This window comes from Christiangramia portivictoriae DSM 23547, from assembly GCF_000423045.1.
Classification (GTDB): Bacteria; Bacteroidota; Bacteroidia; order Flavobacteriales; family Flavobacteriaceae; genus Christiangramia; species Christiangramia portivictoriae.
This window is the reverse complement of sequence record NZ_AUHF01000001.1, coordinates 851,590-873,109: the sequence shown is the minus strand read 5'-3', so window position 1 is coordinate 873,109 and position 21,520 is coordinate 851,590. Positions and strand designations below refer to the sequence as shown.

15 protein-coding genes, 1 tRNA gene and 1 pseudogene are annotated in these 21,520 nt (G+C 40.4%); 9 read left to right on the top strand and 8 right to left on the bottom strand.

Annotated features, from left to right (window positions below):
• Window positions 1-26 precede the first annotated feature (26 nt).
• From G529_RS0104145 to G529_RS0104135, 3 genes and pseudogenes are all read right to left on the bottom strand, one after another.
• Window positions 27-392 carry a heavy-metal-associated domain-containing protein gene (locus tag G529_RS0104145; protein WP_026914345.1) on the bottom strand — a complete coding sequence of 122 codons (366 nt, stop codon included), beginning with the start codon at window positions 390-392 and terminating at the stop codon, window positions 27-29.
• A gap of 10 nt (window positions 393-402) precedes the next feature.
• Window positions 403-2,636: pseudogene (locus tag G529_RS15445) on the bottom strand (TonB-dependent receptor).
• Between the two features lie 86 nt (window positions 2,637-2,722).
• Window positions 2,723-3,130, bottom strand: coding sequence for an HYC_CC_PP family protein (locus tag G529_RS0104135; RefSeq protein ID WP_157514527.1), 408 nt, complete (start codon window positions 3,128-3,130; stop codon window positions 2,723-2,725).
• Window positions 3,131-3,262: 132 nt separating this feature from the next.
• Between G529_RS0104135 and rpsO the strand changes: the two genes are divergently transcribed.
• From rpsO to G529_RS0104100, 7 genes are all read left to right on the top strand, one after another.
• Window positions 3,263-3,532 (top strand): 30S ribosomal protein S15, encoded by a 270-nt coding sequence (gene rpsO, locus G529_RS0104130; RefSeq protein ID WP_026914343.1) that lies wholly within the window; start codon window positions 3,263-3,265, stop codon window positions 3,530-3,532.
• A 198-nt stretch (window positions 3,533-3,730) separates the two neighbouring features.
• Entirely contained in the window at window positions 3,731-5,998 is a 2,268-nt protein-coding gene (locus G529_RS0104125) for a polyribonucleotide nucleotidyltransferase (RefSeq protein WP_026914342.1), read from the top strand.
• Between the two features lie 303 nt (window positions 5,999-6,301).
• A complete protein-coding gene (locus G529_RS0104120; RefSeq protein WP_011708302.1) occupies window positions 6,302-7,165 on the top strand; it encodes a sigma-70 family RNA polymerase sigma factor in 864 nt (287 codons plus the stop codon).
• A 201-nt stretch (window positions 7,166-7,366) separates the two neighbouring features.
• A complete protein-coding gene (locus G529_RS0104115; RefSeq protein WP_026914341.1) occupies window positions 7,367-8,218 on the top strand; it encodes an NAD(P)H-binding protein in 852 nt (283 codons plus the stop codon).
• Entirely contained in the window at window positions 8,218-9,642 is a 1,425-nt protein-coding gene (locus G529_RS0104110; protein WP_026914340.1) for a phytoene desaturase family protein, read from the top strand. The genes G529_RS0104115 and G529_RS0104110 overlap by 1 nt, the downstream gene beginning before the upstream one ends.
• Before the next feature lie 593 nt (window positions 9,643-10,235).
• Window positions 10,236-10,898: a ribulose-phosphate 3-epimerase gene (rpe, locus tag G529_RS0104105; protein ID WP_026914339.1), complete on the top strand. Its 663-nt coding sequence runs from the start codon at window positions 10,236-10,238 to the stop codon at window positions 10,896-10,898.
• Window positions 10,885-11,859 carry a YpdA family putative bacillithiol disulfide reductase gene (locus G529_RS0104100; protein ID WP_026914338.1) on the top strand — a complete coding sequence of 325 codons (975 nt, stop codon included), beginning with the start codon at window positions 10,885-10,887 and terminating at the stop codon, window positions 11,857-11,859. Before rpe ends, G529_RS0104100 begins: the two co-directional genes overlap by 14 nt.
• 47 nt (window positions 11,860-11,906) lie before the next feature.
• On the opposite strand, the gene G529_RS0104095 is transcribed toward G529_RS0104100, so the two are convergent.
• From G529_RS0104095 to G529_RS0104085, 3 genes are all read right to left on the bottom strand, one after another.
• Window positions 11,907-12,272 carry a hypothetical protein gene (locus G529_RS0104095; protein ID WP_026914337.1) on the bottom strand — a complete coding sequence of 122 codons (366 nt, stop codon included), beginning with the start codon at window positions 12,270-12,272 and terminating at the stop codon, window positions 11,907-11,909.
• A gap of 571 nt (window positions 12,273-12,843) precedes the next feature.
• Window positions 12,844-12,917: transfer RNA gene (locus G529_RS0104090), tRNA-Arg, on the bottom strand.
• 5 nt (window positions 12,918-12,922) lie between these two features.
• A complete protein-coding gene (locus tag G529_RS0104085) occupies window positions 12,923-13,375 on the bottom strand; it encodes a GatB/YqeY domain-containing protein (protein ID WP_026914336.1) in 453 nt (150 codons plus the stop codon).
• A 103-nt stretch (window positions 13,376-13,478) separates the two neighbouring features.
• Between G529_RS0104085 and G529_RS0104080 the strand changes: the two genes are divergently transcribed.
• Together G529_RS0104080 and G529_RS0104075 are read left to right on the top strand one after the other, a co-directional pair.
• Window positions 13,479-14,384: an alpha/beta hydrolase fold domain-containing protein gene (locus G529_RS0104080; RefSeq protein WP_026914335.1), complete on the top strand. Its 906-nt coding sequence runs from the start codon at window positions 13,479-13,481 to the stop codon at window positions 14,382-14,384.
• A gap of 127 nt (window positions 14,385-14,511) precedes the next feature.
• Window positions 14,512-17,088, top strand: coding sequence for a glycoside hydrolase family 2 (locus G529_RS0104075; RefSeq protein ID WP_026914334.1), 2,577 nt, complete (start codon window positions 14,512-14,514; stop codon window positions 17,086-17,088).
• Between the two features lie 84 nt (window positions 17,089-17,172).
• Here the strand turns inward: G529_RS0104075 and G529_RS0104070 are convergent, their stop codons facing one another.
• Together G529_RS0104070 and bglX are read right to left on the bottom strand one after the other, a co-directional pair.
• Complete coding sequence (locus tag G529_RS0104070; protein WP_084509734.1) at window positions 17,173-19,173, bottom strand: DUF4886 domain-containing protein; 2,001 nt, start codon at window positions 19,171-19,173, stop codon at window positions 17,173-17,175.
• Window positions 19,174-19,238: 65 nt separating this feature from the next.
• The gene (gene bglX, locus G529_RS15440) at window positions 19,239-21,506 is read right to left on the bottom strand and encodes a beta-glucosidase BglX (RefSeq protein WP_035695442.1); all 2,268 of its coding nucleotides are present in this window, start codon (window positions 21,504-21,506) and stop codon (window positions 19,239-19,241) included.
• Between the last annotated feature and the right edge of the window lie 14 nt (window positions 21,507-21,520).

The following is a 21,520-nucleotide window of genomic DNA, read 5'->3' as shown; positions in this document are numbered from 1 at the left end:
CTTTTTTTATTCAGTATACTTTACGACTAATCGATCTTACCGGAAACATGATCTGCCCTTATTTCCGGATCACGATACTTGCAGCAGGCATCCAGCCGTGCATAGGCTTCATCCGAAGCTTTCAAGCTGTCCAGATCATGTCCTGCTTGCAGGATATTGGTTTGAATCGTTTTCAAATCTGTTTTCGTCTCGTTGAAAATCAATTGTAATTCCTGGGTTTCCAGATTCCAGTTGGCAAACTTGACACCTTTGGAGGTAATACCTGCTTTCTCGATTCTATCCTTGCACATCATACAAACACCATCCACGTGAAATGATGCCTTTGCGTTTCTATCCTGAGCAAACATGCTGGTAGAACCTATCATAAAAATTAATAATACTATGTATTTCATATTTTTCTGTTTAATTCAATTTAAATCTAAAACCTGCGTAGTATAAATTACCAAAAACGGGACCATAAACTAGGGTTGAGTCAAAATATTCTCCAAAGGGATCTTCCGCAGCAAGAATTGGTCGATCCTGCCTAACATTCGTCATGTTTTCTCCACCCACATAAATCTCAAAGCGATTAGAAAACACTCTGGTAATTTGTGCGTTTAATGTACTTAAAGACGGTGAATATTCTCCTAGCTGGAACTCTTCCGGATTTGTGGCGGTAGAAGGAAAACGTTGCTCTCCAAGCCAGTTATAGGTCGCATCAAATTTCCACTGACTGTTATTTTTAATTTCGGTCTCATAAGAAAGATTTGCAAAGACTCTATGTTCTGGGATAAGAGGTTTGATCTTAGTTCCGGTTTGATATTTTGTTTGAACATCATAAAACTTATAAGCCATTCTTAGATCGAGGCGTTCTGCTGGATTATAACTGAATTCAGTTTGAAAACTATTCGCAAAGCTATCCCCATCAAGGTTATAGAAACTGATCTCTTGTGGATTTTCCCAATCTACTACCACCTGATTTTGAAAATCTGTACGGTAGTAATCAAATATCAGCTCTGCTTTTCTACTGAATATATTGAAACCCTGCATAAAGGAAACTCCGTAATTCCACGCGATCTCGGGATCCAGACCATAAATATCTCCGCTGGCACTTCGCTGAATATTAATTTCCCGGGAAGACGCGAACAGGTTCTGATTTTCAGCAAAAATATTCGCAGCACGTTTGCCACGACCAAAAGACACTCTTAATGCCGACTTTGCCCATGGCCTGTATCTGGCATGAACCCTGGGAGTTAGAAAAAACCCAAGCCGATTGTGATAATCTGCGCGCACTCCGGCAGTAAGATTAAACTTATCAAGATCGTCAAAATTATACTCGAAAAAACCACCTACAGAATTATCTTTATGAACGTAATCTGTATCTTCTACCAGCTCATTATAAGAATCCTGTGTGAAGTCAAGACCAGTTTTGATTTTGTGTCTGGAGTCACCAATGATACTATTGTAAATGATGTTGGAATAAATACTATTGTGCTCGATGTCATAAACCCTTAAACCAAAATAGGAATCCTGCTGATGATTGCTTACGGCTAATTGCATTCCAACACTCTGCCATGGAAGTTCTGGATTTACATATCCTAGTTTTCCTGAAAACTCGTAACGCTGCGTATTGATCTCACTTCCCCAGGCATTTGTGGTTAAGTTATCTGTATCAGGATCGAAATCGAGCTCTCCGGTTTGCTTTTCATCATTGAGATAGCGTAAATTCATAAATGCCACGATCCCGTTTTCGTTATCGATATATTGCCAGCGATTCATTAAATTGATCTGATTATACAATGGCATGTCCAGGAAGTTGTCGTTATTGACATCGTGCTCTTCCTGTTGCGAGTTTCCGTGTACAAAAATTCCTGTACTCCACTTCTTATTCAGCTGAGTATTATATTGAGTGTTGATTTCCAGGCGCTTACTGCTGGCGCCATAAAGGTTCACAAATAGTTTATCAGAATTTGCGGGCTTCTGAAGTTCAGCATTGATCTGGCCTGCAATACTTTCATACCCATTGACCACACTACCCGCTCCTTTAGTGATCTGGATGCTCTCCACCCATGTTCCAGGCGTAAATGAAAGTCCGTAAGCCTGTGCAGCTCCTCTAACTGAAGGAATATTTTCAGTAGCGATCAATATATAAGGACTGTTAATCCAAGCATCTTAATTTGCCGGGTTCCTGAAATGGCATCGGCAAAATTCACATCTATGGAAGGATTGGTTTCAAAACTTTCAGACAGATTACAGCAGGCAGCCTTTAAAAGCTCATCACTACTAATATTCATGACATTCGTAGATTCCAGATAGGATCGTGAGGTTGCTTTTTTCCTAGAAACCAGGTCCACTTCATCGAGGTTTGCTGAAGGACTTAGCTTGTGAATCAACTCACTCTGATTGTTTTTAATGGACAGAGTATCCGAGGTATAACCCATAAAGCTTATAACCAGCTTTTTGTAATCTTTTTTATACGGAATTGAAAATTCTCCATTGAAGTCGGTAATGGTTCCAACTTCAGTATTTAGCCAATAGACATTCGCGCCAGGCACGGGCATTTCTGTACCCATTTCCTGAACTTTACCATTGAAGGTTTCCTGTGAGAACATTACCACAGGAATAAGTAATAATATGAGATAGTGTATGATTTTCATCAATTGAATTTTGATTTTTGATAATAATTAAAGTACCCTCCGTCTTTATTTCTACGGAAAGTGATAACTCTATTAAAAATCTAAATTCAGATTAAATATACCTGGTAGTTTGACTGAAGGTCAAAGGTGATGCTGGGTGGATCGTAATGAAGTAAATTATCTAGTCTTCTCGATACTGGCTGAAAAAGCGAAAAGAAAGTATGACCAAAAGCAATGAGAAAGACCTGTTGATCCTGCTCCAGATCGTCCATTTTCTTAACAGTAGTAATATCCTGCCCTTCCAGTACATCAACAACATCCTTACAACAATCAGGTTCAGAAGGAGCTTCTTCAGCACCCAGACAACCCGGACATTTTTCAAGTTCGGCAAAAACAGAGGTATCAACCAGTTGGTCACCACAGAAATGCTTTTCGATAGCGAATGAATTGGTCGTTACCAGCACCAGAAGTGCAAGTAAGGAAACCAGAAATTTATGTGGCAATGAAATTTTCACTTTGCAAAAATATGAATTTTTGAAGAGTTTATAAATTTAAAAGCTTATACATACGGAATAAAAAATAAATGATATCTTTGCCGCCTGACAGAAAAGCTGTCAATACATAAAAATCATTTAAATAATATTGGAATGTATCTAGCAAAAGAGAAAAAAGAAGAGATCTTCGAAAAACACGGGAAATCGAAAACCGATACCGGTTCAGCAGAAGGACAAATCGCATTATTTACTTACAGAATTGCTCACCTTTCTGAGCACCTGAAGAAAAACCGTAAGGATTTTAACTCAGAGCGTTCACTGGTAAAGCTTGTTGGTAAAAGAAGAAGCTTACTTGATTACTTAATGAAGAAGGATATCATGAGATATCGTGCGATCATCAAGGAACTTGGACTAAGAAAATAATTTTCAGGGGGCTTTATGCCCCCTTTTTTTATATCTTGAAACAACCTTTCACAGGTTTTTAAAATTGTCGCCCAGGGGGGTAGTTTTTCATTGGTCACAACAACTACACACAACACAACCCGGCCGTCCGGATGGCGGAGACCTTTGTTTAACTAAAATGATCTGGTTGAAGTTATTCAGATCGAATTTGAAATTATTATGATTCCACAAACATTTAAGGAGGTTATCGATTTAGGAGATGGCAGGACTATTTCTCTCGAAACCGGAAAATTAGCGAAACAGGCTCACGGCTCTGTTGTAGTTCAAATGGGTAAGGCTATGTTACTATGTACTGTAGTATCTTCTTACAAGCCTACTACCATGGACTTCTTTCCATTAACACTGGATTACCGTGAAAAATTTGCCGCTGCAGGTCTTTTCCCTGGAGGTTACTTCAAAAGAGAAGCAAGACCAAGTAGTGAAGAGATTTTAGTAATGCGTTTAGTAGATCGCGTACTGCGTCCTCTATTCCCAAAAGATTACAAATTTGAAACCCAGGTAATGATCCAGCTCATGTCTCATGACGATGAGGTGATGCCAGACGCTCTGGCTGGATTGGCAGCTTCAGCAGCTATTCAATTATCTGATATTCCTTTTGAAACTCCTATTTCTGAAGCTCGAGTAGCCAGAATTAACGGGGAGTTCGTTCTAAACCCAAGCAGGGAAAAACTTGCTGAAGCAGACATGGATATCATGGTTGGTGCTTCCGCAGATTCTGTGATGATGGTTGAAGGACAATTTGATGAGTGCTCTGAAGAAGAAATGGCTGATGCAATTAAATTTGCGCACGAAGCTATTAAGGTACAGTGTGAAGCACAGATAAAACTTGCTGAAGCATTTGGAAAGAAAGAAACTCGTGAATATGAAGTAGCTGAAACCGATGAGGCTCTTGAGAAGAAAATTCTTGAGGCTACTTACCAGAAATCATACGATATCGCTAAAAGCGGTACTAGTAAAAAAGAAAGAACAGAAGCTTTTTCTGAATTGAAAGAAGAAGTGAAAGCTATGTTCTCTGAAGAAGAACTGGAAGAGAAAGGCAAAATGATCTCTGGATACTTTGCAGACGCTCAGAAAAAAGCAGTTCGTGATCTTACACTAAAAGAAGGTGTTAGATTAGACGGTAGAAAAACCGATGAGATCAGGCCAATCTGGTGTGAGGTGGACTATTTACCATCTACACATGGGTCTGCCATCTTTACTCGTGGAGAAACTCAGGCCCTGGCTACAGTGACCTTAGGAACTTCCAGAGAAGCAAACCAGGTAGATCTTCCAACCCAACAGGGAGAAGAAACTTTCTACCTGCACTATAACTTCCCACCGTTCTCGACAGGAGAAGCATACCCAATTAGAGGTACTTCAAGACGTGAGATTGGTCATGGTAACCTTGCTCAAAGAGCACTTAAGGGAATGATCCCTGCCGATTGTCCTTATACTGTACGTGTAGTTTCTGAAGTGCTGGAATCCAATGGTTCTTCATCTATGGCAACTGTTTGTGCAGGAACTCTTTCACTTATGGATGCCGGAGTTCAATTGAAGAAGCCAGTTTCTGGTATCGCCATGGGTCTTATTACTGAAGGGGACGACTATGCAGTCTTATCTGATATTCTGGGTGATGAAGATCACCTTGGTGATATGGACTTTAAAGTTACCGGTACTGCAGATGGAATCACTGCCTGCCAGATGGATATCAAGGTAAAAGGTCTTTCTTATGAAATTCTTGTAGCTGCATTAAAACAGGCCAGGGATGGCAGACTTCATATCCTGGAGAAACTTACTGAAACTTTACCAACAGCAAACACTGAAGTTAAAGCTCATTCTCCTAAAATCATTACGAGAAGAATTCCTAATGAATATATTGGCGCTTTAATTGGTCCTGGTGGAAAAGTGATACAGGAACTTCAAAAAGAAACCGACACGACCATCGTTATAAACGAAGACCCGGTAACCGAAGAAGGTATCGTGGAAATTCTTGGAACGAAGCAGGAAGGGATCGATAAAGTGATCGCGAAGATCGAATCTATTACCTTTAAACCTGAAAAAGGAAGTGTTTACGAAGTAAAAGTAATCAAGATTCTTGATTTTGGAGCTGTAGTAGAATATGTTGACGCACCAGGAAACGAGGTGTTGCTGCATATTTCTGAGCTAGCCTGGGAACGTACGAACGATGTGAACGATGTCGTGAAAATGGGAGATGTTCTTGATGTAAAATACTTTGGATTAGATCCTAAAACAAGAAAAGACAAAGTATCAAGAAAAGCGCTTATGCCTAAACCAGAAGGTTACAAGGAAAGAGCCCCAAGAGATGACAAACGTGACAATCGTGGATCCAGAGATAGAGATAATCGTGGTTCTCGTGATAACCGAGGCCGTGATAATCGCAGAGACGATCGTCGTGACGATAGAAAACCAAGAGAAGACAAAGAATAGTTTTTCTCAGATGAATAAAAAAAGCCCGGAACTTCCGGGCTTTTTTGTTTCCAAAATGTAAGGCTTTCAACTTCTTGCAGACCTACCCAAAGGTTACTCAGAAATTATTTACTGTAAGAATTTGCGTTAGGGATTGTAGCGAATAGCTCACAGCGACTGCAGGGAGCGCGGACTAGCAGCGTAAAGCCCGGCACGAAGTGCAACGCCCGGAAAAGATTTTTAAAACTTTTTGTAACATTTATTGGAGTTCTTACGTATAAATACACAGAGACCCTATGCACAATTAAATCCAAGAGAAGATAGATGAGACAACTGAAGATTACGAAGCAGGTTACCAATCGTGAAACCGCTTCGTTAGACAAGTATTTGCAAGAAATTGGAAAAGTGGACCTGATCACGGCTGATGAAGAAGTGGAGCTGGCACAAAGAATTAAAGCGGGTGATGACCGTGCGCTGGAGAAATTAACTAAAGCGAACCTTCGTTTTGTGGTTTCTGTAGCTAAACAATATCAAAACCAGGGATTAACCTTACCTGACCTTATCAACGAAGGGAATTTAGGACTTATAAAGGCTGCGAAACGTTTTGATGAAACTCGCGGTTTCAAATTTATATCCTATGCCGTATGGTGGATTCGTCAATCTATCCTGCAGGCATTAGCCGAGCAATCCCGTATTGTTCGTCTTCCATTGAATAAAATTGGATCTATCAACAAGATCAATAAAACTTTTGCTTTTCTGGAGCAGTCACATGAGCGTCCGCCAAGTGCCGAAGAGATCGCGAAAGAACTGGACATGACAATTAACGACGTGAAGGAATCCATGAAGAATTCCGGTCGTCACGTATCCATGGATGCTCCGCTTGTTGAAGGTGAAGATTCCAACCTATATGATGTATTACGTTCGGGTGAATCTCCAAATCCAGACAAGGAACTTCTTCACGAATCTCTCAGAACCGAGATCGAGCGTGCTTTAGAGACTCTTACTCCGCGTGAAGCTGATGTGATCAGACTTTATTTTGGACTTGGTGATCAACATCCTATGACTTTGGAAGAAATTGGAGAGACTTTTGACCTTACCAGGGAGAGAGTACGCCAAATTAAGGAAAAAGCGATAAGAAGATTAAAGCATACTTCCAGAAGTAAGATTTTAAAAACTTATCTTGGTTAAAATATTTAAGATGACAACAGTTTAGTGACGGGAGTGATGACCCGTTATGAGAATAACTGTTCGTTTTTTGATTGATGAATGACCCCGGAGTGATGACCGGGGTTTTTTCTTTTCACGCATCAACTAAAGTTTTGTTAATCCCCTTCAGGTAGCATCTTATCCATTATTTTGTTCTTAAATTCTATTGATAAAATTTGGCATATGAAGAAGGTGTTAATTGTTGGAGCTTCCGGAGTAGTGGGTCTCGAGATCTGCAAATTGTTGAGCGACCAAAACATTGAACTAAGGTTACAAACCAGTTCCAGGGAAGGTGCTGAACGGCTTAAAAAGTATTGTGATGATATTTTTATCGCAGGTGACGATGATGATTTCACCGGGATCACCAGAAATATAGATATCGTGATCTCAGCCCTTGGAAACAGTGTAAGTTTATTTACCAGCAATGATACCTCGTTTTATAAAACCGACCTCTATACCAATAAAAAGATACTTGAAGATGCGAAAATAAACCAGGTGAAAAGGTTTATTTATATTTCCATTCTGGGAGCAGAGGAAAATGAGAAAATGAGCATTCCCGGTTCTAAACGATTATTAGAGAGATCACTGGAAAATTCTGGAATAGACTACTCTATTGTTCGCCCGGTAGGCCTGTTTAGCGGGTTACACGATCTGGGCATTATGGCGAAGAGGAAACTGGTGCCAGTCATTGGCGACGGGAAGGCAAAAACCAATTCGATGCATCAGGCAGACCTCGCACTGTTTATTTCTGAAATTTTAGAAACTGGTGAGCAACTTATCGAAATAGGTGGCCCAGAAACCCATACCCGATTGGAAATGGCTGAAATGATTGCTGAACGCTTTGACGCCAAAACCTTAAAAGTCCCCGAAAGTATTGCTGAAGCAGGGGTTATATTATCCTCATTTTCTAAAGACATCAAGCACAAGCTCGAGAATTTTAAATACATCACCACTCATGACATGATTGGAAAAGCCTACGGACAAAGAACTTTCAAAGAGTATTTATACACTATAGACAAAAACGATCTCCCCTGATGAAGGAAGAATATGACGTCATTATTATTGGAAGTGGTCCAAACGGACTGGCAGCAGCTACCTATCTTCAAAAGCAGGGATACAGGACTGCCATATTCGAGCAGGCAGATAAACCCGGTGGAGCGGCGAGAACAGAGGAAACCACTTTACCTGGTTTTAAGCACGATCTTGGATCTGCTGTGCATCCGCTGGGCTTTGCCTCTCCTTATTTCAAAACCTTACCTCTGGAAGATTACGGACTTAAATGGATACATCCCGAAATTCCTTTTGCACATCCTTTTGAAGACGGTAGTGCTTTTGGATGTTATAAGGATATCCATAAAACCGCCGCGCAGTTAGGGGAGGATAAGCAGAATTACCTAGATCTGCTATTAAAATTTGTTGAGGAATGGCTAGAACTGGAAGAAGATTTACTTGCTCCTTTGCGAATACCACAAAACTTGGAAATGATGTTCCGCTTTGGTTTAAAAGCACTGCCTTCGGCAAAATTTATTGCAGAGCGTTCCTTTAAGGAAGAAAGGAGTAAGATCTTCTTTTATGGTGCCGCTGCTCATTCAACATTGCCTCTCTCTAAACTGGTCTCCTCATCTTTCGGTTTAGTATTAACTATTCTGGCGCATAGACATGGCTGGCCTTTTCCTCAAGGCGGGGCAGTTAAGATTGTTGATGCTCTTCTGGCATATTACACAGAACATGGTGGTAAATTATTCCTGAACCAGCCCGTAACTGATCTCGAGAAATTACCCCAAAGCAGGTCTTTCATTCTGGACCTCACCCCAAAGCAGATCCTGGAGCTCAAGAACACCAATCTTAGCGAGACGTATAGAAACAGATTGAAAAAATATGATTACGGGGCCGGGATCTTTAAAATGGACTGGGCTCTCAACAATCCTATCCCCTTCACGAACGAACTATGCAGAAAAGCCGGAACCGTACATCTTGGATACAGTAAGCAATCCATAGAAGATTCAGAAGCGGCAGCACATGAAAACAGAATCTGTGAGGAGCCCTATGTTTTACTTGCCCAACCAACAGTTTTTGATAGCAGCAGGGCTCCTGAAGGAAAACATGTTGCCTGGGCCTATTGTCACGTGCCTAATGGAAATACTGAAGATGTTTCTCCATACATCGAAGAACAGATTGAAAGAGCTGCACCGGGTTTCAAAAAGAGTATAATAGCCAGAAGTACCATGAGAACAGATGAATTACAGGCTTTAAATCCAAATTTGATTGGAGGGGATATTAATGGCGGAAAACAGGATATCACTCAGCTATTTACCAGACCAATTGCCAGTTTGGATCCCTATGCAACATCCAACCCAAAAATTTTTATAGGCTCCTCCTCTACTCCTCCTGGCGGTGGTGTACATGGAATGTGTGGTTATCATGCGGCAAAATCTGCAGAAAGATTTCTGAAGAAGTAGTAGGAATTTGGATAGCCATCTCGGATTGGCTTGTTGCAACAATTAATCTGCAGATAATTTGGATCGATTTCTGCCAGACTGAGCTTGTCGAAGGCTGGAGTACACAGCTACAAATTTAAATAAGCGCACTTCGACAGGCTCAGTGCTGCAACTATATCAATTAAACGTGGAACGCATCGACAGCCTTAGTCAAAATACAATCTATATTATAATTCAGTTACGGAAATGCCAGACTGAGCTTGCTGAAGGCTCAAGTACACAGCTACAAATGCAAATAGGCGCACTTCGACAGGCTCAGTGCTAAAACTATTTCCCAAGTGAATGTCGGGTATTTAGACAACCTTAGTCCGACTACTATTCTATATTAAAATTCAGTTACCGAAATGCCAGACTGAGCTTGTCGAAGGCTGGAGTACACAGCTACAAATTTAAATAAGCGCACTTCGCAATTAAATGTGGGGGTAATTCGACAGGCGCAACTCAATTGATACTTGAGATAACTACAACCAACAATATTATTCAAGCATTTATCGTGTAATGCTCTAAAAGCCTTGAATTCTTCTTATTTTTGCAGCTCACACAACTAAATTTTAATGAGCACAACACTAATTGCCCCTTCCGTTCTGGCTTCAGATTTCGGAAACCTACAAAGAGATGTGGAAATGATCAATCAGAGTGAAGCAGACTGGTTCCATATTGATATCATGGACGGTGTTTTTGTACCGAATATCTCTTTTGGAATGCCTGTTTTGAAAGCTATTTCTCAACATGCGACTAAAACTATCGACGTCCACCTTATGATCGTTGATCCAGACAGGTATATTAAGGAGTTTGCCGCATTAGGCGCCAATATCCTCACGGTTCATTACGAAGCCTGTACTCATTTGCACCGTACCCTGCAGGCTATTAAAGCTGAAGGCATGAAAGCAGGTGTCGCGATTAACCCACATACCAATGTGGATCTGTTGAAGGACGTAATTCAGGATATAGACCTGGTTTGCATAATGAGCGTAAATCCAGGGTTTGGCGGACAGAGTTTTATTGAAAATACTTTTAAGAAAGTAAAGAAATTGAAGGAGATCATTGTAACAAATAATGCGACTACCCTTATCGAAATTGATGGTGGTGTAACCGATAAGAATGCGGCTGAATTGAGCAATGCCGGTGCAGATGTACTGGTAGCTGGAAGTTTCGTATTTAAGTCTGATGATCAGCCTGGAACCATTAAAAATTTGAGATCTATTGCAAACTCCTAACGAGAATTATGAACTGGTAATCATTGGAGGCGGTCCAATCGGGATCGCCTGTGCGCTGGAGGCAGAAAAAAAAGGCATTTCCTATGTCATCATAGAAAAAGGTTGCCTGGTAAATTCGCTATACCACTACCCTACGAATATGACCTTCTTTTCCACCTCTGAAAAGCTGGAACTGGACAATATTCCTTTCATTAGTAATAATCCTAAACCTGGTAAAAGAGAAGCTTTAGAATACTATCGAAGGATTACGGTCGCCAATAAGATTAACATTCATCTTTTCGAGAAAGTTACGGGTGTAGAAGCAGGCAAAAAGTTTGGTCATGTCGTGAAAACTACAAAATCTATCTATCATACTTCCAAAGTGATTGTGGCAACTGGTTTTTATGACATTCCAAATTATCTTGGAATTCCTGGTGAAGATCTACCTAAGGTTTCACATTATTATAACGATCCACACTATTATGCCACCCAGAAAACAATAGTCGTAGGAGCAAGTAATTCTGCCGTGGATGCTGCTCTGGAAATTTACAGGAAAGGTGGCGATGTGACGATGATCATACGGAAACCAGAAATTGGTGAAAGAGTGAAATATTGGGTGCGTCCAGATATTGTAAATAGAATTGAAGAAGGAAGTATCAAGGCCTATTTCAATGCCAGTTTGAAAGAAATCAAAAGCAAGGAAGTTGTCATCGAGACCGATAAGGGCGACGTGACTATTGAAAATGATTTTGCGTTATTGCTCACTGGTTACCGACCAAACTTTGGATTTTTACAAAGTATTGGTATTGATCTATCTGATGATGGAAGAAAAATTCCGGAATATGATCCTGAAACAATGGAAACCAACATTCCAGGGATCTATCTTGCTGGAGTAATTTGTGGTGGAACTGAAACTCATAAGTGGTTTATCGAAAACTCCAGGGTTCATGCCAAATTAATTATAGATGATATTGGAAAATAAAAAAAGTCGATTCTTTCGAATCGACTTTTTTTATTTTGAAGTTCCGGTTAGTCCATTAAGACTACCGAATTTGAGCCAAGCCCTTTCTTTCTTCCAATTAGTTTACCATAGAACTCTAAATCTTCCTGGTTATGTTTGAAAGAATGATCAATCTTTTTGCCTATTTCCTGTATAGGAAATGCATAGACTTCAATCTCAGGATATCCTGAAAAATCTTCCTCATTCTGATTGATCCCAATTTCAACAGATTTGGTCTGCTTATTATATACAGCAAACTCAGCCTGGAAATTGTGTTTCAGTAAATCCATACAATCCTGCGAAAGCTCATTACATTCTTCACAATCGCTCATGTAGATCTTTACCAGTTCCTTCATCGTAAGTCTTAACTGGTTGGTATTAAAATATGCTGCCATAATAGTTACTTTTTTATCTCAGGGCTAAAATATTTGATAACTAAGCCTTCGGAAACTATTTATACAATGTTTAACGCCCATCTCTAAATAAATCAAAAATTTTGCATGGTTATACTATGAACTTAGGAAAAGATTTAGGTTCACAGAGCTTTCATTTAGATCTTAGAAATCAAATCGTATAATAAAGATGCTGATCAGGATTGAAAATTCCTGATATTGTATATTTTCGTATGCGCGTAAATTAATGCAAATGTTTTTGAAATTTTACAGTTCGATTATGGATTTCCGTAATCTGAATATTAAAACTTTAATACATTGCTGTCTAAATTCGATGGAAGGATTTAAATTCTTCTGATTATTACAAAATGCCAGATCATATGGATTTGTTAACTGAGTAGGGTCGGTTTGCAATATCCGATCTGGCTTTTTTATTGCCAGCCAATAGTCTTGCTTCGGAATATTTTATAGCATACGAACTTCCACAGCGGTTCAATTTAAAGTACTTCGCTGAAGTTTAAGCAGTATTTAAAATAAAAAATCCGTAGAACAAAATTTCTACGGATTCTCTATGTGACCCCGGCAGGATTCAAACCTGCAACCCTCAGAGCCGAAATCTGATGCGCTATTCAGTTGCGCCACGGGGCCTAATATTATTTATTCAGTCTTTTTCTTACGATTGCTGAGATAGTTTTTCCATCTGCTCTGCCAGCCAATCTTGCGGTTGAAGCACCCATTACTTTTCCCATATCCTGCATTCCGGTTGCACCGGTTTCGGCGATCACCTGGTCCACTTCCTTCTCAATATCAGCTTCGCTTAACTGTTCAGGAAGAAATTCTTCGATGACAGCTGCCTGAGCTAATTCAGGTTCAGCAAGATCTTCACGTCCCTGTTGCTTGTAAATTTCAGCGCTATCCTTACGTTGTTTCACAAGTTTCTGTAACAACTTCATCTCTTCATCTTCAGTAAGACCTTCTTTAGAAGAGGATGCAGTGCTGGCCAGGAGTATCTCACTCTTAACCGCGCGTAAAGCTTCTAACTTTACACTATCCTTTGCTCGCATGGCCGCCTTCATTTCGACCATTACCTTTTCCTGTAAACTCATGACTCCAAAATTATGCAGCGAAGATAAAATTTTCTGCATGATTTCACCAGTTATTTATCCTTCTAAATAATGTATATTGTTGAGTTTAATATTTTAATCCTACATGAAACATATTTTTCTTTTTCTCATCATTCTTTTGTCCTCTCAACTAGCTGAAGCTCAACAAAAATTCACTGACAGTCTTTTCAAAGTTCAAAAACCCATTACACGCAATTATGCGGACAAAGAGAATGAAAAACTTATTGTAGACCTTTATCAACCCGAAAATTCACAAAAAGATAGACCCCTAATCATCTTTATGCATGGTGGAGGATTCGCAGGGGGAAGTCCTAGAAATCCTCAGGAAGTGAAATTCGCAAATATAGCGGCTGCAAAAGAATATACTGTGGGCCTGATTTCATATAGTTTGAAAAGACAAGGAATAAAAACCGGATTTAGCTGTAATTACGCTGCTTCCGAAAAACCGGAAACCTTCAAAATGGCGGCTGAAGACTTTAAGGATGCCGTAAAATTTATCAAAACTAATGCTGACAAATTCCAAATAGATGCTGAAAAGATCATCGTTGGTGGTAGTAGCGCAGGAGCCGAAGCGGTTTTAAATGCCGTTTACAATCCTGATCTCATGTTCCCGAATTCCAGTAAATATGCCGATATCAAATTTTCCGAGGTAATATCTCTCACCGGTGCATTGGTAGATTCGCGGTACCTGGGTGAAGACGAACTTGTTCCCGGTATATTCTTTCATGGAACCAAAGACAACCTGGTTCCCTTTACCAATTCACCTCATCACTTTTGTGATAGTAATAAACCAGGATACCTCATGCTGGATGGCTCAAAAACTATCGTTGACAGGCTAAAAGAACTGGATGCTTCTTATTTATTCTACTCGTTTGACGGTGCCGGATATGAAATCTCAGGGATGCCGTTCAAATACTTACCGCATGAACTTAATTTCCTTAGCGAGGTGGTCTTTGAAAACACCAAAATTCAGAGTCATATCTATAAATAAATTATTAGGATCGTAAATCCTTATTTCTCTAGGCTCATAAAAAGATAGCGTACAAAAAATATCATAATAAGAGAATTATTTTTAAGGATGTTAAAAGCGCCATCAAACCTATATCGATTAATATACTATGAAACTTTTCAAATATCTACCCATTTTATTCATCCTGACGAATATTTCAGTATCCGGGCAACGTCTTGTAAAGACTATCAATTCAGGATGGGAATTTCAGCTGGAGGACCGTTCAGATTCTGCTATAGTAAATCTCCCGCATACCTGGAATTCCGAAGACGCTTTCAAGGATAATATAAAATACTTCCGCGGAAAAGGAATATACAGGAAACAATTGAATGCGCCCGAATCCTGGAAAAAGAAGGCTGTTTTTCTGAAATTCGAAGCCGCAAACCAGGAAACAAAGGTATATGTGAACAATCAATTGGTCAAAACACATATTGGAGGTTACACGGCCTTTATAGTAAAATTATCTAAATTCCTGAAATTTGAGGCTCCCAATGAACTAAGAATTGAAGTAGATAATTCCCATAATAAAAATATTCCTCCGCTGGAAGCCGATTTTAATTTCTACGGCGGAATTTACCGTGATCTCCAACTGATCGTAACCGGAAAGTCTCACTTTCAGCTGGAGGGCGAAGCGGCAGGCAACCTTATTATCAAAACCCCTGAAATTAGTAATGAAAAGGCAAAAGTGAATTTTTCGGGTAATTTTATAAATAATGAGAATAATGCTGTAAAGCTATCCGTAGCCATTTTAGATCCTTCCGGAAATAGAATTTCAGAATACGAATCACAACTCGAAGGAAAAGATTTCGATATAGATTTCCTTATTGATGAGCCTCTGCTCTGGTCTCCTGATCAGCCAGATCTATACCAATTACAAGCTAGGATTACAGAAATCTCTTCCGGAGAGATCATGGACACATACTCTTCAAAATTTGGTTGCAGATGGTTTGAAGCAGACCCGGAGAAAGGCTTTTTCCTGAATGGCAAACCTATAAAGCTTATAGGTGCTAACCGTCACCAGGATTTTGAGAACCTGGGAAATGCGCTACCTAATTCCATTCATCGTAAGGATTATAAGATGATCAAGGACATGGGGGCAAATTTTATACGTACGGCTCATTATCCGCAGGATCCGGAGGTATATGATCTATGCGATGAGCTTGGCCTGCTGGTGTGGACTGAAATTCCCGTGATAAATGATGTAACCGATACAGAAGCCTACCACAGAAACGCAGTTGAAATGCAGCGAAAACATATCTTGCAGCTTTACAATCATCCTTCCATCGTTTTCTGGGGATACATGAACGAAATATTTATTAGGATGGTATTTACAGGAAATATGACCGAGGAAGATAGAAAGGCTAAGATCAAAGCCAGCGTTGAACTCGCCCATAAACTGGAAGCAGAAACAAAAAAACTGGATACTTCGAGACTTAGTGTTATGGCACTTCATGAAAATGAGGTCTATAATACCTCTGGAATTGCAGATATTCCTGATGTTATAGGATGGAACCTGTATTTTGGATGGTACACACAGGGACTGGAAAACCTAGGTAAATTTCTTGATGAGCAGCATGAAAAGTATCCAAACCGACCCTTGCTTATCTCAGAGTACGGCCCGGGAAGTGATACTAGAATTCAAACTAATTCTCCGAAACCATGGGATTTTAGTGAAGCTTATCAGTTGAAATCTCATGTGAGCTATCTTAACCAGGTAATAGAACGCGACTATATGCTGGGAATGGCGGCTTGGAATTTTGCCGATTTTGGTTCCGGAGGAAGACAAGATAGCCGACCTTTTATTAACCAGAAAGGTCTTGTAAATTTCAATCGTGAGCCAAAAGATGTTTACTATTATTATAAAGCCCGGTTAAGCGATGAAAATTTTGTGTATATCGCCGGTGAACATTTTGAAAATCGCTTTATACATAAGAATGAGCAGGTGCCTATTAAGGTCTTTTCAACTGCAGAGAACGTAGATCTTCATATCGATGGTTGGGAAGAAAAGTCGGCTAAAGTCGTTGATAATATTGCTTCTTTTAGTTTGAACTTATCCGAAGGAAAACATATTATCAACGTGAAAGCAGGAAATGCTCAGCACTCCAGGGAAATCGCTATTCACTACCGCGAAAACCTTCTTCAGAATATAGAAACACAACCTCTGCTTATTAATGTTGGGAGTCACAGCGATTTTATAGATGAAGAAACCGGTGAGATCTGGATAAGTGACCAGGATTATAATAATAAGACTTTCGGTTTTGTGGGTGGTGAGGTTTTCCAGCATTCGAAGACAAAATTCCAGGGAACCGATGCTAATATTAAAAACACCATCAGCGAACCGCTATTTCAAACTATGCGGGAGGGAATTGAATCATATCGTTTTGAAGTACCTAAGGGCACCTACAGGATTTCTTTATTAATGTCGGAACCGAACAGATCTGCATCTGTTAGTAATATCTATAATCTCGGTTCAGATGAAAATAAATCTACAGAAAAGCACCGGGTGTTTGATATTCTTATCAATGATACACTGGTAGAAGAAAATATGAATCCTGCTTCAGAATTTGGTATTCTAACCGCTATAGAACTTAGTTATGAAGTGGAAACGAAAGAAGATATCGTTATTAAATTCCGCAGTAAATCAGGGAAGCCTATTGTATCAGGAATTCGTTTAGAAAAGCTATAAAAAAGCCCCGGGAGTAAAAACCAAAACCCGGGGCCAACAAACTAAAACTTACGATTTAAATTATCTGGAAATCAACTCGCTTTCCTATTCTTCCGGAGCAATACGCATGGCATTGATATAAAAGAATCCATTAGAATTATCATTATTTGCTCCCGAAGTCACTTCAATGAAGATCTCCCCATTCTCATCTGCTTGTATACCCTGAACACATGCAATCTCATCTGTATTACTCGCGGCATTTAAGACTGCTGAACCGGTATTACTTCCTATCACAGTATAAAGCGTTTCTCGATTATCGCTGGCCGTTCTCGAGCCAAAGAAACAGAACTCATAAGTGCTATCACTTTCAAAACCACTTAGCTTCAGAACACCTTTTTCAACAAGTATTCCAGCCCATTCTCCTTTTGAGTTTCCGTAGAAAGAATTTCCAGAAACTTCTGCTGGCATATTTAAATCTGTTGTGGTGACAGTCTCTCCTGCAGTATTCTGACCGTTAAACCTGCTTGTAACTGTCAGCTCAATTCCAGTAAACTCATTGTCTTCATACTTTAGATTTGGTATGGTAGCATCCTCAAGAAAACTGGTTAAACCATTCCATCCTGCAGAATTTGAAGCTGTTGCAAAATCAATCAGTACATTCTTGGTTATAACACCAGATCCTCCTGCAGTTTGATAGTCGGTAAGCTCGGTGATTAGCATTGGATTCTGAACAGCTTCGTGGGCAGCATGCTGAGCAATTTCAGCATCCAGAGGCACAAAACCATCTGGCACATAACTGTTCCCCACAACACTCTGTTCAAAAAGGATCTCGAACCATGTACTTGCGGCAGTATATTTTCCTATTTCATTTAAATGATAACCATCTCTATTGAAGTTATCACCAATGTAACTCGTTCTGGCATTCTGAATAGCCGTTCCAGCCGGAACAACGCTATATGTTGGAATTAGATCGCTGGCCTGATCATACGCATCAACTATCGCTTCGTACATTTTGATCTGGTCATTATCGTAATTCACAAATCCTGAATGAGTCGAATTTTCAGAATATGCCCATGTTTGATGAAGCAAATATTTAGTATCCGTATTATCCACATTTGAAACCACATAGTCGTATAGCTCGGTTAATGGTGTTATAAATGTTTCATATTGTCCAGATTTCTGACTCACCTGCTGGAAGCTGATGTAGTCCCAGTTCTCATCATCCAGGGCAGTAGAGATCGCAACATCTGCCGTAGCGCTTTTATTTCCCTGTGCATCGATCTTTCGATAACTATAGCTCGCGTTATTCTCTGTGGCGTTTTGAGCATGCAAATCCAGTTCGGCTCCACCAATATAAAGGTTCCCTATCACGATTTCTTCACCGGCAGCATCGGCCAGCCCATATAAATATGATTCCAAAGCATCTTCAGAAAAACTATTACCAATGGCAAGAACCTTTAGAATTCCGTCGTTTTCATCTTCTACGGTTACTCTGGTAGTCCCGACAACCTGACCATCATCAGAAGTTATACTAAGTTCTGCAGTACCTTCCTGTAATCCCTGGATCTCGATTTCGTAAGTTTCCGGGTCTGTTTCAAATGAGATGATTCCTTCCGGAGTTGCGGTCCAGGTATAGTCTCTTACCGGTCGATCCACCAGGTTAAAATCTGGAATGATGTTGACCGTGGACTGAGTGTATGCGGTAATTGTCGCCGGCAACCTCACTTCAGATTCCATGATCAGATTGGTTTCTATGGTTGTGCTAGCCTGCTCTGCTCCATCCATCGTGCTTATGGATGCGGTCGCCGTGCCTTCCCCAATCGCTCTTACGGTCGCTGCATAATTACTGGCTACAGAAACGATTTCAATTACGGTCGAATCTGAAACGGCCCATTGATACTCTTTGGAAGCAGTTTTAAAGTTTCTAATGACCGGAGTAAGCGTTAGCTCGTTCCCTACGACCATGTGCGCGTAGTCAAGATCTAACGCGACCGCGCTCAATGGCTCTTCAATATCATCGTCTTCACAGGCGGTAAACGCCAGTAGCATGGCTGCAAAGATGAGGAAGACATAACTAAACCTGTAAAATTGCCTGGGATCTCTCATAATGTTTGTTTTTATTGGTTGATACTAACTGGTTATGTATAAATTATCAATTTTTCATTGGTCGATTATCTTTTAAAACTAAAGCTACCCGCTGCTTCTATAGCTGATGAACCTCCAATAAAAAATTCAAACTCTCCTGGTTCAGCAACAAAATCCAACTGGGCGTTGTAAAATTTCAGATCCTCTTCAGTAATCTTAAATGTGACAGTTTTTGACTCTCCCTTTTTTAAAGCAATCTTCTGAAAACCTTTCAGTTCTTTAACCGGCGGAGTCACACTCCTAACTTTGTCATGCAGGTAAAGTTGTACCACTTCCTCTCCATCAAAATCTCCGGTATTCGTGATCGTGGCACTAAGTTCTATAGAAGCGTTTGCAACCAGTTCGGTCCTACTGGCTTTGATATGATCATACTTGAAAGTTGTATAACTAAGCCCATGACCAAATGGGATCAATGCTGAATTTTTAGTGTCGAGGTAATTCGTTTTAAATTTGGCGAAATCTTCTGAAGGTGCCGGTCTACCTGTGGTTTTTACTGAATAATATACCGGGATCTGTCCTACATTTCTAGGCCAGGAAGCGGTGATCTTGCCGGAAGGATTATAATCTCCAAAAACAACATCGGCAATAGCGTTTCCAGCTTCCACTCCTGGATGCCATACCTGCAAAATACTTACCGGCAATTCCATTTCTTCAGAAATATCCAAAGGTCTACCGCTCATAAGCACTAAAACCATCGGTTTACCGACTTTAGCTAATTCACGGATCATTTTTTTCTGACTTTCGGGAATCTGGATATCTGTTCTGCTGGCAGCTTCTCCACTCATTTCAGTAGCTTCCCCTACGGCAGCCACGATTACATCCGCATTTTTTGCAACCTCCAGAGCTTCGCTCAGCATAGCTTCCGAAGACCTTTCTGAGATCATAATTCGTGGTCCAAAAACGTTTACTTTCTTGGCAAAACTGGTATCATTCGAAATATTCGCTGCTTTCGCATACGAAATTGTAGCCTGTGGAGCTACATTTTTGAAACCTTCCAGAATAGAAACCGAGAGAGATGGATCTCCGGTTGGAGCCCAGGTTCCCAGCATATTATTTTTATTGTCTGCGAGTGGTCCCACCAAAGCGATCTTTGCCGATTTCGAAATTGGCAAAATATCCTCATGCTTCTTTAATAAAACAAAAGATCCTTTCGCAGCTTCTCTTGCCAGCGTTCGGTGTTCTTTCGTCAGAATATCGGTAGCGGGCCTGTTGCTGTCCAGGTATTTGTATGGATCTTCAAAAAGTCCCAGTTTATGCTTTGCTTCCAGGATTCTCCTGGCAGCGATAGTAATCTCTTCTTCGGAAACCTTACCTTCTGCAACAGATTTTCCCAGGGTTGTTAGAAATCCTTCTCCAACCATGTCCATATCGAGTCCGGCCTTTAGCGACAATGCTGAAACTGCCTGCAGATCACCTAATCCATGTGCGATCATTTCATTGACTGAAGTATAATCTGAAACTACAAAACCGTCAAATCCCCATTTCTCTCTGAGTAGCTCTGTAAGCAACCACTTGTTCCCCGATGCAGGGATTCCATCCACATCATTGAACGAACTCATAACACTGGCTGCGCCAGCATCTAAAGCCGCTTTATATGGAGGCAGATATTCGTTGAACATTCTGAGTCTGCTCATGTCCACCGTATTATAATCTCTTCCGGCTTCCGCAGCGCCATATAGTGCAAAGTGTTTTACCGTGGAGATCATGGTATTTGGCAGTGCAAGATCTTCTCCCTGGTAACCTTCTACCATTGCTATTGCGATCTGGCTACCCAAATATGGATCTTCACCTGCTCCTTCAGCAATTCTACCCCATCTTGGATCACGGGCTATATCCACCATTGGTGAAAAGTTCCAGTTAATCCCATCTGCCGTCGCTTCTTTCGCGGCTACCTCAGCCGTTCTTTTGATCAATTCCATATCCCAGCTGGAAGCAGTTCCCAACGGAATGGGAAAGGTTGTTTTATATCCATGGATCACATCTGAACCAATTAAAAGTGGAATACCCAATCTTGTATCATTCACAGCAAATTCCTGCGCCATTCTAATCTTATCTGGACCAGAAACTCCAAACAGCCCTCCTACTTTACCTTGTTTTATCTTATCCTCAACATTCTTACTAACCACGGCTCCCGTAGCTACTCCACCACCAGGTGTTACCAGGTTTAACTGACCAATTTTTTCCTCCAGGGTCATTTTCGCCAGAATTTCTTCCACCTCCGGGATCTTATTCTGTGCCTGCATGGATATTCCAAAAATGGCAACACATAAAATGGATAAATAAGTTCTCTTCATTTCTTCTGATTTTC

What these genes read in the sequence shown, in the direction of transcription:
- G529_RS0104145 (WP_026914345.1), bottom strand. Translation starts at nt 392, where the DNA reads ATGAAATACATAGTATTATTAATTTTTATGATAGGTTCTACCAGCATG.
- rpsO (WP_026914343.1), top strand. Translation starts at nt 3,263, where the DNA reads ATGTATCTAGCAAAAGAGAAAAAAGAAGAGATCTTCGAAAAACACGGG.
- G529_RS0104125 (WP_026914342.1), top strand. Translation starts at nt 3,731, where the DNA reads ATGATTCCACAAACATTTAAGGAGGTTATCGATTTAGGAGATGGCAGG.
- G529_RS0104120 (WP_011708302.1), top strand. Translation starts at nt 6,302, where the DNA reads ATGAGACAACTGAAGATTACGAAGCAGGTTACCAATCGTGAAACCGCT.
- G529_RS0104115 (WP_026914341.1), top strand. Translation starts at nt 7,367, where the DNA reads ATGAAGAAGGTGTTAATTGTTGGAGCTTCCGGAGTAGTGGGTCTCGAG.
- G529_RS0104110 (WP_026914340.1), top strand. Translation starts at nt 8,218, where the DNA reads ATGAAGGAAGAATATGACGTCATTATTATTGGAAGTGGTCCAAACGGA.
- rpe (WP_026914339.1), top strand. Translation starts at nt 10,236, where the DNA reads ATGAGCACAACACTAATTGCCCCTTCCGTTCTGGCTTCAGATTTCGGA.
- G529_RS0104095 (WP_026914337.1), bottom strand. Translation starts at nt 12,272, where the DNA reads ATGGCAGCATATTTTAATACCAACCAGTTAAGACTTACGATGAAGGAA.
- G529_RS0104085 (WP_026914336.1), bottom strand. Translation starts at nt 13,375, where the DNA reads ATGAGTTTACAGGAAAAGGTAATGGTCGAAATGAAGGCGGCCATGCGA.
- G529_RS0104080 (WP_026914335.1), top strand. Translation starts at nt 13,479, where the DNA reads ATGAAACATATTTTTCTTTTTCTCATCATTCTTTTGTCCTCTCAACTA.
- G529_RS0104075 (WP_026914334.1), top strand. Translation starts at nt 14,512, where the DNA reads ATGAAACTTTTCAAATATCTACCCATTTTATTCATCCTGACGAATATT.
- G529_RS0104070 (WP_084509734.1), bottom strand. Translation starts at nt 19,173, where the DNA reads ATGAGAGATCCCAGGCAATTTTACAGGTTTAGTTATGTCTTCCTCATC.
- bglX (WP_035695442.1), bottom strand. Translation starts at nt 21,506, where the DNA reads ATGAAGAGAACTTATTTATCCATTTTATGTGTTGCCATTTTTGGAATA.